Annotated in this window: 10 protein-coding genes; all 10 read left to right on the top strand. The window is 41.7% G+C overall.

What is annotated here, in order from left to right:
• The first annotated feature begins 18 nt into the window (after positions 1–18).
• The 10 genes from DWW43_RS08740 to DWW43_RS08695 all read left to right on the top strand — a co-directional run bounded on the left by DWW43_RS08740 (position 19) and on the right by DWW43_RS08695 (position 13,333).
• Positions 19–1,296, top strand: coding sequence for an aminoacetone oxidase family FAD-binding enzyme (locus DWW43_RS08740; protein ID WP_119963326.1), 1,278 nt, complete (start codon positions 19–21; stop codon positions 1,294–1,296).
• Entirely contained in the window at positions 1,280–2,917 is a 1,638-nt protein-coding gene (locus DWW43_RS08735) for an FAD-dependent protein (protein WP_119963325.1), read from the top strand. The genes DWW43_RS08740 and DWW43_RS08735 overlap by 17 nt, the downstream gene beginning before the upstream one ends.
• Positions 2,918–2,932: 15 nt before the next feature.
• The gene (gene proB, locus DWW43_RS08730) at positions 2,933–3,790 is read left to right on the top strand and encodes a glutamate 5-kinase (protein ID WP_008400827.1); all 858 of its coding nucleotides are present in this window, start codon (positions 2,933–2,935) and stop codon (positions 3,788–3,790) included.
• 103 nt (positions 3,791–3,893) lie between these two features.
• Positions 3,894–4,115, top strand: a complete 222-nt coding sequence (locus DWW43_RS08725) for a DUF896 domain-containing protein (RefSeq protein ID WP_119963324.1) — start codon at positions 3,894–3,896, stop codon at positions 4,113–4,115.
• Positions 4,112–4,687 (top strand): 5-formyltetrahydrofolate cyclo-ligase, encoded by a 576-nt coding sequence (locus tag DWW43_RS08720; RefSeq protein ID WP_008400830.1) that lies wholly within the window; start codon positions 4,112–4,114, stop codon positions 4,685–4,687. The genes DWW43_RS08725 and DWW43_RS08720 overlap by 4 nt, the downstream gene beginning before the upstream one ends.
• A gap of 75 nt (positions 4,688–4,762) precedes the next feature.
• The gene (gene miaB / locus DWW43_RS08715) at positions 4,763–6,214 is read left to right on the top strand and encodes a tRNA (N6-isopentenyl adenosine(37)-C2)-methylthiotransferase MiaB (RefSeq protein WP_008400832.1); all 1,452 of its coding nucleotides are present in this window, start codon (positions 4,763–4,765) and stop codon (positions 6,212–6,214) included.
• 48 nt (positions 6,215–6,262) lie between these two features.
• Entirely contained in the window at positions 6,263–8,860 is a 2,598-nt protein-coding gene (gene mutS / locus DWW43_RS08710) for a DNA mismatch repair protein MutS (RefSeq protein ID WP_207666010.1), read from the top strand.
• Between the two features lie 9 nt (positions 8,861–8,869).
• The gene (gene mutL / locus DWW43_RS08705; protein WP_119963322.1) at positions 8,870–11,053 is read left to right on the top strand and encodes a DNA mismatch repair endonuclease MutL; all 2,184 of its coding nucleotides are present in this window, start codon (positions 8,870–8,872) and stop codon (positions 11,051–11,053) included.
• A gap of 31 nt (positions 11,054–11,084) precedes the next feature.
• The gene (miaA, locus tag DWW43_RS08700; RefSeq protein WP_119963321.1) at positions 11,085–12,026 is read left to right on the top strand and encodes a tRNA (adenosine(37)-N6)-dimethylallyltransferase MiaA; all 942 of its coding nucleotides are present in this window, start codon (positions 11,085–11,087) and stop codon (positions 12,024–12,026) included.
• A gap of 20 nt (positions 12,027–12,046) precedes the next feature.
• The gene (locus DWW43_RS08695) at positions 12,047–13,333 is read left to right on the top strand and encodes a methionine gamma-lyase family protein (protein WP_008400836.1); all 1,287 of its coding nucleotides are present in this window, start codon (positions 12,047–12,049) and stop codon (positions 13,331–13,333) included.
• Positions 13,334–13,357: the final 24 nt, after the last annotated feature.

Genomic DNA, 13,357 nt, shown 5'->3' with positions numbered 1-13,357 from the left:
TTTAAAAGGAGAGAACAAATGATATATGATATGATCGTTATCGGTGCGGGAGCATCCGGCATGACAGCGGCTGCCTGTGCAGCAGATCCGAATATGATTTCAGATAAAAAGACTGATCCGGCATCGAAAAAACAACTTAAAATTCTGCTACTTGAAAAAAATAAAAAGATCGGGAAGAAGATTTATGCGACAGGAAACGGAAAGTGTAATATCGCAAATCAGGCATTTGATATAAACTGTTATTTCAGTAACAATGAGTTTTTCCCTTATAAGGTAATCGCTGCGGATGATTATAAAAAAGTAATTTCATTTTTTGAACAGGTGGGTGTATTGGTATCAGATGAAAATGGATATTATTACCCGATGTCCAGACAGGCTTCGACTGTTGTATGGGCATTTAATGATGTTCTGAAAAAGAATGAAATCGAGATCCATACCGGAGAACAGGTTGCAGAGATATCCATAAACAAGGATCATATCTATGAGATAAAAACAGATTATGCCGTGTATCATACAAAAAATGTTGTTCTTTCATGTGGCGGATCGGCAGCCCCGGCTCTTGGAGGAACAGATGCCGGTTTAGATCTGCTGGAACAGTTAGGCGTTCCTGTTTATCAGTTTCATCCGGCATTATGTAAGGTGAAATGCGCAGAAGATATATCTGAATTATCAGGTGTTCGATGCAAAGCAGGCGTTTATGTTGAATGTGGAGAAAATTCGACTTCTGATCACGAGAAAGAATTTGGCGAGGTACAGTTTACTGATACCTGTATCTCCGGCATTGTCGTATTCAACCAGAGCCATATCATCGGTGAAGCCTTAGAAGCCGGCGAACATGTCAGGCTCCACATATCACCGATACCGACGATGAATAAAGAAGATGTATTAAAGTATCTGAGAACATTTGTAAAGAACAATCCTGAGCGGAATATTCAGGCCTGTCTGAACGGACTGGTGCATGAAAAGCTCGGAGCCTATATAATAAAAAAATGCGGCACAGAGAAAAAGAGTGTGCAGCAATTATCAGAAAAAGAACTGGTAGAGCTGGCAGGTATACTCTTTGATCTACGGTTTGAGATCACGGACACAGCAGAGTTTACAGAGGCACAGGTAGCACGCGGAGGAGCAGACACAAGATTTGTAAATCCTGAAACAATGGGATTAAAGATGGTTCCCGGATGTTATGTTACAGGAGAACTATTAGATGTAGATGGTAAATGCGGCGGATACAATCTTATGTGGGCAGTTATCACAGGAATGAAAGCAGGAAAGAGTATATATGATTCGTATAAATAATATCAAATTGAAAATCGGCTATACGGCAGATGATATAGAGGCTGTAATTAAGAAAAATCTGAAGCTTTCGTATGTGCCTGCATATAAAATTGCCAAATTATCGATTGACAGCCGTAAAAAAGATCAGATCCATTATGTGGCAGCTGTAGATGTAATTTGCGACAACGAAGAAAAAATATTGCAAAAAGTTCACAATAACAATATTATGTTAACAAAAGAAACGATATACCTGATACCGGAGCCGGGAACTACGCCGATGCAGTATCGACCGGTTATTATCGGAAGCGGCCCGGCAGGTTTGTTTGCAGGACTTTTTCTCGCAAGAGAGGGCTATCGACCGATTATTCTGGAACGTGGTATGGCGGTTGATGAACGAACAGCCTGTGTAAATGGATACTGGAAAAAGGAACATCCGTTAAATCCAAACTGCAATGTTCAGTTTGGGGAAGGCGGAGCCGGAACATTTTCTGACGGTAAATTGAATACCGTAATTAAGGATAAATCAGGAAGAAGGACTGCGGTTCTTAAGACATTTGTCGAATTTGGTGCAGATCCGTCAATCCTATATGTGAATAAGCCTCATATCGGTACAGATGTGTTATTGACTGTAGTCAAGAATATCAGAAATGAGATTATAAGGCTGGGTGGAGAGGTGCGATTTGAGCAGCTTGTAACAGATATAGAAGTGATAGATTCTGAGACAACGCTCTTACATATAAAGAAGCTTTTGAAACCGGAAGACACATATGAATTAAAAAGCAATGCGGTGATACTTGCAATCGGTCACAGTGCAAGAGATACCTTTGAAATGCTCTATAAGCGTGGAATTCCGATGGAACAGAAGCCGTTTGCAATGGGACTCCGGATCGAACATCCAAGAACCTTTATCAATGAAGCACAATATGGATATCATCCCGATTATGAAGATTTACTGCCGACAGCAGATTATAAGCTGGTGCATCAGGCAGCAAACGGACGGGCGGTCTACTCCTTCTGTATGTGTCCCGGTGGTTACGTTGTAAATGCATCCTCAGAATCCGGAAGGATATGTGTCAATGGTATGAGCTACAGTGATCGGAAAGCGGATAATTCAAACAGTGCGATCGTTGTGAATGTTACGCCGGAAGATTATCCGGGAGATCATCCGCTTGCCGGTATGTATTTTCAGAGAGAGCTTGAAGAAAAGGCGTATCAGGCAGGAAAAGGAGCAGTTCCGGTACAACGTTTCGGTGATTTTAGAATGAACAGAATGTCTGAAATAGCCGGCAAGATCAAGCCTTGCATAAAGGGGGCTTATACGTTTTCCAACCTGAATTGTTGTTTGCCAGAGTATATCAGAGATGCTATAATAGATGGTGTTTTGTCATTTGACCGGGTGATATCCGGTTTTGCAGATGATGATGCAATATTAAGCGGCGTGGAAGCAAGAACATCTTCGCCGATAAAGATACTACGCGATGCAGATCTGACATCTGCACATACTTGTATTTATCCCTGTGGAGAAGGTGCAGGTTACGCGGGAGGTATAACATCCGCAGCCGTTGACGGAATAAAAGTTTTTGAGGCGGTTATGTCGAAATTTATGATACCGGAAGCATCAACCGGAAATCAGAGAATGTGAGGTTTCAGATATAAAATGGAAGATCGTTTATACTTAAAAAATAAAAAAAGAATCGTGATCAAGATCGGCTCATCTTCATTGATCCATGAGGAGACGGGTGGGCTTGATTACATAAAACTTGAAAAACTGGTACGGATCATCAGTGATCTGAAAAATCAGGATAAGGATGTTGTATTGGTATCCTCCGGTGCGATCGGTGTTGGTTCGAAGTCGTTAGGGCTTCAGAAAAAACCAAAGACAACATCACTCAGACAGGCATGTGCAGCAGTTGGACAGGGACAGCTCATGATGGTATACCAGCGCCTGTTCTATGAATATCACCAGATTGCAGCACAGGTTCTTCTGACATTTGATGTAATCACATCTCAGGAAAGAAGACATAACGCTGTAAATACTTTTAATGAATTATTACAAATGGATGTTATTCCTGTAGTTAATGAGAATGATACAGTTGCAATTGAAGAAGTGGATATAAACTTTGGAGATAATGATACCCTATCCGCTATCGTAGCCAACATGATCAATGCTGACCTTTTATTATTATTGACAGATATTGATGGCTTGTACACGGACGATCCGAGAAATAATCCGGATGCAACATTGATCCCTGTCGTAGAACGTATCGACGATAAGATCAAAGCAATGGCAAAGGGCGCCGGCTCCGGATATGGAACCGGTGGTATGACGACAAAAATCTCTGCAGCGAAGATTGCTGCAAATTCAGGAGCAGATATGCTTATTTTATCAGGAGATGATATAGGGAATCTCGGTCGGGCATTAAATGGCGAATCTGTCGGAACCTTATTTAAAGCATATAAAGAGCCGAATTTTGATGTCGTAAGATACATTACACATAAGGAATATCTGCAGTAGCAATGGATATAGTGTGTACCATTGTATCATATATAAGATGGTATCTGATCAAACAGAAGCAGTATACGATTCAGAAATAACAGTAATGAACAGGTGAATAAGAATGGACGAAAAAAAGATTGCAAGAATCAATGAATTATATAAGAAATCCAAGACTCCGGCAGGACTTACGTCGGTTGAAAAGGAAGAACAGAAAAATCTCAGACAGGAATATATTTTTGCCATGAAGCAGAATCTGAGAAGTGTATTAAATAACATTGATATCAAAGAACCGGATGGTAGTATTACCAGACTGGAAGATATCGATCCAACAAAAAAAGTATGATGGAACAGACAAAAGCAGAACTAAGAAAACAATATAAACAAAAGCGGCGTGCCTTAACACCGGAGCAGGTGACCGCTGCTTCAGCACAGATCAGGAAGCGATTTATGAATTCAGATGGATATAAAGACTGCAATCATCTGCTGATCTATGTCAGTCAGGATAATGAAGTGGATACGATCGAGATTATAGAGCAGGCACTTACAGATGACAAAATCGTTGCTGTGCCAAAGGTATACGGAGATCATATGCATTTTCATCGGATTCATGGAATGAGCGATCTAAAGGTAGGTGCATATGGCATCTTAGAGCCTGTCGGCTGTGATATGCTTCATCCGACGGAAGGAATTCTGATCGTTCCGGGAATTGTATTTGATAAAAACGGACATCGGATCGGATATGGTGGAGGATATTATGACCGTTATATGAAGCTTCATCCGGAACTTACTGCGGTTGCATTTGCCTATGATTATCAGGTGTTGCCGGAGATTTCATGCGAATCATTTGACGAAAGGCCGGATCAGCTTCTGACTCCGTCAGAGATATACAGCTTTATGGAGAAGAATATTGGTTAATAAACTTATCAGAATAACGAAAACGAATTTATACAAAAATTCAACAAGAACATTAAACACATACCGGAGAACAATATGATTAATGAAATTGATAAAAAAATAGATACAATCGATATAACAGAACCTTGTCCTGCCGAAGAACCATTTCGGCAATATTATTTTATAAAAAAAGCAAGGGGGTATTACCGGGAGCTTGCGAAAAAAGCAGGAAGAAACCTGACCTGCTCGATCCAGACCTATGGATGTCAGATGAATGTAAGAGACTCCGAGAAGCTGACCGGTATTCTGGAAGAAATCGGATATACAAGCAGTGATTCTGAGGATGCAGACCTTGTTATATATAATACCTGCACAGTCCGTGAGAATGCGAATCGAAAAGTCTACGGACATCTTGGAATCATGAAACATGACAAAGAGACACATCCAGATAAGATGATCGGGCTTTGCGGATGTATGATGCAGGAACCGGATGTTGTAGCTACAATTCAAAAGAAATATCGATTTGTAGATATGGTATTTGGCACGCATAATGTATTCAAACTGGCTGAAATCTACTGCAACCGTATCGAAGCCGGCGGACAGGTAGTGGACATCTGGAAGGATACCAATCTTGTTGTGGAAGATCTTCCGGTTAAGAAGGAATTCCCGTTTAAGTCCGGTGTCAATATTATGTTCGGATGCAATAATTTCTGTACATATTGTATCGTGCCATATGTCAGAGGCAGAGAACGCAGCAGACAACCGGAGGACATCATAAGAGAGGTTAAGCGGCTTTCAGAGGAGGGTGTAAAAGAGATCATGCTCCTTGGTCAGAATGTGAATTCTTATGGAAAGACGTTAGAGAAACCGATGACATTTGCCGAATTATTGCAGAAGGTGACAGAAGTTGATGGAATTGAACGTGTTCGTTTTATGACCTCCCATCCAAAGGATCTGTCCGATGAACTGATCGATGTGATCGCGGCAAATGAAAAAATCTGCCGTCACATCCATCTTCCGATGCAGTCCGGCTCATCCAGGATATTAAATCAGATGAATCGTCGCTATACAAAAGAATCTTATCTGGAATTAGTAGACAAGATCCGCAGACAGATTCCTGAAATATCACTTACAACCGATATTATTGTCGGTTTTCCCGGAGAAACAGAAGAAGATTTCTTAGAGACAATGGATGTAGTGAATCGGGTAAGGTTTGATACAGCATTTACATTTATATATTCCAAGCGCACCGGAACACCGGCGGCAACATTTGAGGATCATGCAACAAAGGAAGAGATCCAGAACCGTTTTGACCGTCTGATCAAGCGAGTATCAGAGATCAGCGGTGAGGAGATCTGCCGTTATAAAGGTCAGGTCATGCCTGTACTGATTGAAAGCGTCAGCGAACAGAATCCGGAACTCTTAACCGGTCGTCTGTCAAATAATATTCTGGTACATTTTAAAGGTGATCCGTCTATGATCGGCGAGATCCGGGATGTTTCGCTGGATGAATGTAAAGGCTTTTATTATATGGGAAATCTTGTATAAACCGAATTTATAGAATAGGGGTAAAAAACAGTGGCAGCTTTAACACCAATGATGCAGCAGTATATGGAAGTGAAGAATCAGTACAAGGACTGTATATTATTTTACAGACTTGGTGATTTCTATGAAATGTTTTTTGATGATGCCCTGACCGCATCCAAGGTTCTTGAGATCACTTTGACCGGAAGGGACTGCGGACAGCCGGAACGTGCACCGATGTGTGGCGTTCCATATCATGCCTGCGATGTCTACCTAAATAAGCTGATCGAGAATGGTTTTAAGGTAGCAATCTGTGAACAGGTTGAAGATCCAAAGCTTGCAAAAGGCATAGTAAAACGTGAGGTTATCCGGGTGGTAACACCGGGTACAAATATGTCAAATGCAATTCTTGATGAAACAAGAAATAATTATCTGATGAGTATTTTTGAAAACGATGGTGCATTCGGAATCTCACTGGTAGATATCACGACCGGTGAGTTTAAGACAGCGAGAGTTCCATCCTTATCAAAGCTTACGGATGAGATCAACAAATATTCTCCTGCCGAGATCATCGGCAATCATTCTTTCATGAATTGTGATCTGGATTTCGTTTATCTGAGGGAGAAAATGAAAATTTCCATTTCTGAAGCGCCGGAGCATTATTTCAATCAAATGCTATGTGAAGATGCAATTATGAGGCAGTTCGGCGTTAATAATATGGACGGGCTTGGACTGAAGGATTTCCCTGACTGTATCTTATCCTCCGGAGTCCTGCTTCAGTATCTGCATGAGACACAGAAGAATTTCCTTGCACATATCAATCATATCGTGCTGTATTCCATCGACGATTTCATGATTCTTGATTCCGCAACCAGAAGAAATCTGGAGCTTTGTGAGACACTTCGTGACAAGCAGAAACGAGGTTCTTTGTTATGGGTATTGGATAAAACCAAGACAGCAATGGGTGCGAGAATGCTTCGAAGCATGATCGAGCAGCCTTTGATATATAAAAAGGATATCGAAGCAAGACTTGATGCAGTAGAACAGTTAAATAATGATATGATCAATCGTGATGAGATGCGGGAATATCTGAACCCGATCTATGATCTGGAACGACTGATGACAAGGATTTCCCTACGATCCGCAAATCCGCGCGATATGATTGCATTTAAGACATCCCTTTCATATCTGCCGTATATCAGACAGCTTTTACAGATCTATCCGGATGGGCTTCTTGCAGATATTTATGAGAAAATGGATGAATTACAGGATATTTATGACCTGTTAGAGCGTTCGATCAACGACGATCCTCCGATACTGATCCGTGAAGGCGGTATTTTCAAGGATGGTTATCTGGAAGAAATTGATACTTTAAAATCGGCAAAGACAGATGGCAAGACATGGCTTGCAGAATTGGAGGAACGGGAAAAGCAGAAGACAGGAATAAAGAATCTTCGCATCAAGTTCAATAAAGTATTTGGCTATTATTTTGAGGTGACTAATTCCTATAAGGATCTGGTACCTGAATATTTTATAAGAAAACAGACACTTGCAAATTCAGAACGATATACAACAGAAGAACTGGACAATCTTGCAGGTTCGATTCTTGGTTCTGAAGATAAATTATATGCACTGGAATATGAAACCTATATTGCGCTCAGAGATAAGATTGCGGGTGAGATCCTGCGTGTGCAGAATACAGCAAGACAGATTGCTTTATTAGACTGTCTCTGTTCGCTGTCATATGTGGCATTTGCCAATCAGTTTGTTCGTCCGGAGATAAACGAAGATGGTGTAATTGATATCAAAGAAGGTCGCCATCCTGTCGTTGAGAAGATGATGAACAACGGTATGTTCATATCAAATGACACCTATCTGAATAATTTTGAGAGCAGGATATCGATCATAACCGGACCGAATATGGCTGGTAAATCCACCTATATGCGTCAGACGGCACTGATCGTTTTAATGGCGCAGATCGGAAGCTTTGTTCCTGCTGCTTCAGCAAATATCGGTATCTGTGATCGTATCTTCACCAGAGTAGGGGCATCCGATGATCTTGCAAGCGGGCAAAGCACTTTCATGGTAGAGATGAGTGAGGTTGCAAATATTCTTCGAAATGCAACGAAGAACAGTCTGCTGATCTTAGATGAGATCGGACGAGGAACCAGTACATATGACGGACTTAGTATTGCATGGGCAGTTGTGGAATATATCAGTAACAGTGAACTGCTTGGAGCAAAAACGTTATTTGCCACCCACTATCATGAGCTGACAGAATTAGAGGGTAAGTTATCCTCTGTAAATAACTACTGTATTGCAGTAAAAGAAGACGGTGATGATATCGTATTCTTACGAAAGATCGTAAAAGGCGGAGCGGATCGAAGCTATGGTATTCAGGTAGCTAAGCTTGCCGGAGTACCGGATATCGTGATCAATCGTGCAAATGAGATCTGCAACCAGCTTATCGATACGGATATAACGACGAAATTAAAAGATATCAAGATAACAAATGATTTTCATAAAAGTGCTTCCGATACCCAGATGTCATTTCTGGCAAATCCGGAAGAAAGTGCTATTTTAGAGGAGATCAAGAATGCGGATCTATCCAACATGACACCGATGAAAGCATTGTTATACCTGAATGAATTACAGGAGCGAATCCGTTAAGGAGAACCTATGATTAAATTACTGGATCAATATACAATTGATAAGATCGCAGCCGGTGAAGTGATCGAGCGTCCCGGCTCGGTTATAAAAGAATTAGTGGAGAATTCCATCGATGCGGGTGCAACCGCGATCACCATCGAGATCAAGGAAGGCGGAATGAGTTTTATCCGTATCACAGACAATGGATGCGGTATCTCAAAAGAAGAAGTCCCGGTTGCCTTCCTTCGCCATGCAACCAGCAAGCTTCAGACGGCGGATGATCTGTTAAAGATCGCATCCTTAGGCTTCCGTGGCGAGGCGTTATCTAGTATAGCCGCAGTTGCCCAGGTAGAGCTGATCACCAAGCAGGAAGATGCGCTTACCGGAACCAGATATCAGATCCATGGCGGAAAAGAGATCTCAAATGAGGAAATCGGCGCACCGCTTGGTACAACGATCGTTGTAAGAAATCTGTTCTATAATACACCTGCCAGAAAGAAATTCATGAAGACGCCTGCAACAGAGGGCTCGTATATTTACGATCTTGTCTGCCGTATGGCAATGTCACATCCGGATGTTTCATTTAAGTTCATTATGAATGGGACAGATAAGCTATTTACATCCGGCAACGGCAGACTAAAAGAGATAATCTATCATATATATGGTAGAGATATTACGAATAACCTTCTGGAGATCAATGCAGCAAATGATCAGGTAAAGATCACAGGATATCTTGCAAAACCGAGTATATCCAGAGGTAACCGTTCATTCGAGGATTATTATGTGAATCAAAGGTATATAAAGAGCAATATATTAACAAAGGCAATCGAAGATGCATATCGTACCTTTGTTATGGTTCATAAATTTCCATTTACAGTTATCAATTTTGAGATTGATCCATCTCTGATCGATGTGAATATCCATCCTGCAAAACGGGAATTGAAGTTCATAAATGAACCGGATATGTATGATTTTACTTATATCAGCGTTAGAAAGGCCCTGTTATTTAAAGAGCTGATCCCGACTGTTACACCGGGAAAGGATATGCGGCCGGAGACACTGGCAGAACGCAAGGTGGAGAAACGCCCGGAGCCATTCGAAGCTAACAGGAGAGCCGCAGAGCTTCCTCCGCAGCCGGCAAGGCCAGCGCAGCAGAAAAAGCCAAGCATGCCAATGCAACCGGCAAATTCAGGTATATCTGCTCAACCAACGCCGACAATGACAAGTGGTGCATTAGGTCAGACAGCATCTTCCATTATGCAGTCAACGCCTGAACTTGCTGATGTTCAGTCAAAGCCGGATAGAGCAGACCAAACAGATGTTTCAAATATACAGGCGAAGTCAGAGCAGCCGACACCATCTGTTACGATGGAAAACAGAAGTAGCTCGCCGGTTGAAATCCAATATTTGAAAGAAGATAAACAGTCTGGTAAAAATATCACAAATAATATGGTCGCTGAAAATATTGTTCCGTATTTGACACAACCGACAAAGACAGCATCAAATCCTGCTGAAGCGGGTGTACAGACTAACGAAACATCAGAACAGAAGGAACAGGAACCGATCACCCCGGAAGCTAAGGTCAAATATGAGCAGATGGATATGTTTGAAGATAAGTTTCTGACACCGGAAGCTAAGAAAAAGCACAGGATCATCGGACAGTTATTTAAGACATACTGGCTGATCGAGTATGAAGACAAGTTCTTTATCATGGATCAGCATGCCGCACATGAAAAGGTAAAATTTGAGGAATTAATGGCAAACTATAAGAATAAGACAGCCATTCCACAGTACCTGATGCCGCCTGCGATCGTATCCTTGAGCGGAACAGAATCAGAGTTCTTACGGGAAAATCTGGAATTTTTCCAGAATCTGGGATTTCAGATCGAGGGCTTCGGAGGAAAGGAATATAAACTGTCAGCCGTTCCGGCAAATTTGTTCGGATTAGACGGCAGGGAACTGTTCCTGGAATTTATCGGAGAGTTATCCGAAAACGGACAGAAACAGACGATCGACACTTTTATCAGCAAACTTTCCACAATGGCGTGTAAAGCTGCGATAAAAGGGAATACTTCCATTAGCTTTAAGGAGGCAGACACCCTGATCGACCAGTTGATGAAGCTTGAAAATCCATATACCTGTCCGCATGGCAGACCAACCCTGATCTCCATGACAGAGACAGAACTGGAAAAGAAATTCAAACGAATTGTTTAGTAATTAAACTTATATAGAAACGGAGCAGCAAATGAAGCCTCTTGTTATATTAACCGGACCGACAGCCGTAGGCAAAACAAATCTGTCGATCGGTCTTGCAAAAAGAATAAATGGTGAGATCATTTCTGCAGATTCCATGCAGGTCTATCGAAAGATGGATATCGGAACTGCCAAGATCATGCCGGAGGAAATGGATGGAGTTCCACATCATCTGATCGATGTATTAGATCCGAAGGAGCCGTTTAATGTTGTATTATTTAAAAAACTTGCAACAAAGGCGATGGATGATATCTATGCCAGAGGACGGATACCTGTCATTGTCGGCGGAACCGGCTTTTATATTCAGGCAGTTTTATACGATATTCATTTCGATGAAAATGACGATGATAAAAGCTACCGTACTTATCTGGAACAGCTTGCGGAAAAACATGGAAATCTCTGCCTTCATCAGATGCTTGAAAAAGTGGATCCGGCGTCAGCCGCAGCCATTCATTATAACAACCGCAAACGTGTGATCCGGGCATTGGAATTCTATAAAGAGACAGGAATCCCAATCTCCGAACATAACGAGAAAGAATCCAAACGGATTTCTCCATATAATTTTGAATATTTTGTGTTAAATGATGCAAGATCAAAATTATATGATAGAATAGACAGGCGAATTGACATCATGGTAGAACAGGGATTGATCGAAGAGGTAAAGGCATTAAAGGATCAGGGATATACAAAAGATCTGATATCCATGCAGGGACTTGGATATAAAGAGATCCTCGATTATCTGGATGGTGTAACATCTCTGGATGAAGCCCTCTATATCTTAAAACGTGATACCAGACATTTTGCCAAGCGTCAGATCACATGGTTTAAGAGGGAAAAAGAAGTCACCTGGGTGGATAAGAGTGAATTCACATCAGAAGATACCATTATGGATTTCATGCTTGAACAGTTGCGGTCAAAGGGAATTATTTCATAAAATAAAATGGAGCAGATAAAATGAACACATTATTAAAAGATTATTATACATCCTTACACATTGATGAACGGGTATTTGATTACTGTCAGAAGATTGAAGACAGCTTAAAGGACCGTTTTGCAGCGATCGATGCCATTTGTGAAATCAACCAGATGAAGGTCATCAAAGCCATGCAGGATAATCGTCTGGCAGAAGCGCATTTTGCAGGTTCCTCCGGATATGGTTATACCGATGACGGACGAGATGCACTCGAACGGATCTATGCAGATGTATTCCATACGGAAGATGCGCTGGTCCGTTCTCAGATTACCTGTGGAACACATGCGATCTGTACGGCGTTATTTGGTAACTTAAGACCGGGAGATGAACTGCTTGCAATTTCAGGAAAACCATATGATACGATGGATGAGATCATCGGACTTCGCCCTTCACCGGGTTCTTTGGCAGAATATGGTGTTACATACGCCCAGGTAGATCTGACACCGGAAGGAGAGTTTGATTTTGACGGAATCCGAAATGCGATCAATGAACACACAAAGCTTGTAGAGATCCAGCGTTCCAAGGGTTATGCCGTACGTCCGACTTTATCCTGTGAGAAGATCGGAGAAGCAATCGCATTTGTAAAGAGTATCCGTCCGGACATCATCTGTATGGTAGATAACTGTTATGGCGAATTTGTGCAAGATAAAGAACCAACAGACTATGGCGCAGATCTGATCGCAGGTTCCCTGATCAAGAATCCGGGTGGCGGACTGGCTCCGATCGGTGGTTATATCTGTGGTAAGAAGGAATATGTGGAAAATGCCGCATACCGTCTTACAACTCCGGGACTTGGCAAAGAGGTTGGTGCATCTTTAAATAATACAAAGGCTTTTGCACAGGGCTTATTCATGGCTCCATCGGTTACGGCAAGTGCTTTAAAAGGTGCGATCTTTGCTGCAAATGTATATGAAAATCTTGGTTTTAAGACAGTACCGAATAAGACAGAGGATCGTTTTGATATCATACAGGCAGTTGAACTTCAGACACCGGAACGTGTAGTTGCTTTCTGTGAAGGGATTCAGGCGGCTGCACCGGTTGACAGCTATGTAAAGCCTGTACCATGGGATATGCCGGGATATGATTCTCCTGTCATCATGGCGGCCGGTGCATTTGTATCCGGTTCTTCAATTGAACTTAGTGCGGATGCCCCTATGAGAGAACCGTATGCTGTATATTTTCAGGGAGGACTTACCTATCAGCATGCAAAATTTGGAATTGTAATGACATTGCAAAAAATGGTAGAAAATAACCTTATAGTGTGGTAGATTATTTTAGAACAAAAGCCGAAA

Origin of the sequence: Clostridium sp. AF15-41 (assembly GCF_003604095.1) — a bacterium.
GTDB lineage: Bacteria > Bacillota > Clostridia > Lachnospirales > Lachnospiraceae > Coprococcus.
Note: the sequence above shows the minus strand (reverse complement) of the source record. Positions and strands in the feature narration are given on the sequence as shown.

Excerpts from the sequence above, each read along its gene's own strand:
- DWW43_RS08740 (WP_119963326.1), top strand. The coding sequence starts at position 19 with ATGATATATGATATGATCGTTATCGGTGCGGGAGCATCCGGCATGACA.
- DWW43_RS08735 (WP_119963325.1), top strand. The coding sequence starts at position 1,280 with ATGATTCGTATAAATAATATCAAATTGAAAATCGGCTATACGGCAGAT.
- proB (WP_008400827.1), top strand. The coding sequence starts at position 2,933 with ATGGAAGATCGTTTATACTTAAAAAATAAAAAAAGAATCGTGATCAAG.
- DWW43_RS08725 (WP_119963324.1), top strand. The coding sequence starts at position 3,894 with ATGGACGAAAAAAAGATTGCAAGAATCAATGAATTATATAAGAAATCC.
- DWW43_RS08720 (WP_008400830.1), top strand. The coding sequence starts at position 4,112 with ATGATGGAACAGACAAAAGCAGAACTAAGAAAACAATATAAACAAAAG.
- miaB (WP_008400832.1), top strand. The coding sequence starts at position 4,763 with ATGATTAATGAAATTGATAAAAAAATAGATACAATCGATATAACAGAA.
- mutS (WP_207666010.1), top strand. The coding sequence starts at position 6,263 with ATGATGCAGCAGTATATGGAAGTGAAGAATCAGTACAAGGACTGTATA.
- mutL (WP_119963322.1), top strand. The coding sequence starts at position 8,870 with ATGATTAAATTACTGGATCAATATACAATTGATAAGATCGCAGCCGGT.
- miaA (WP_119963321.1), top strand. The coding sequence starts at position 11,085 with ATGAAGCCTCTTGTTATATTAACCGGACCGACAGCCGTAGGCAAAACA.
- DWW43_RS08695 (WP_008400836.1), top strand. The coding sequence starts at position 12,047 with ATGAACACATTATTAAAAGATTATTATACATCCTTACACATTGATGAA.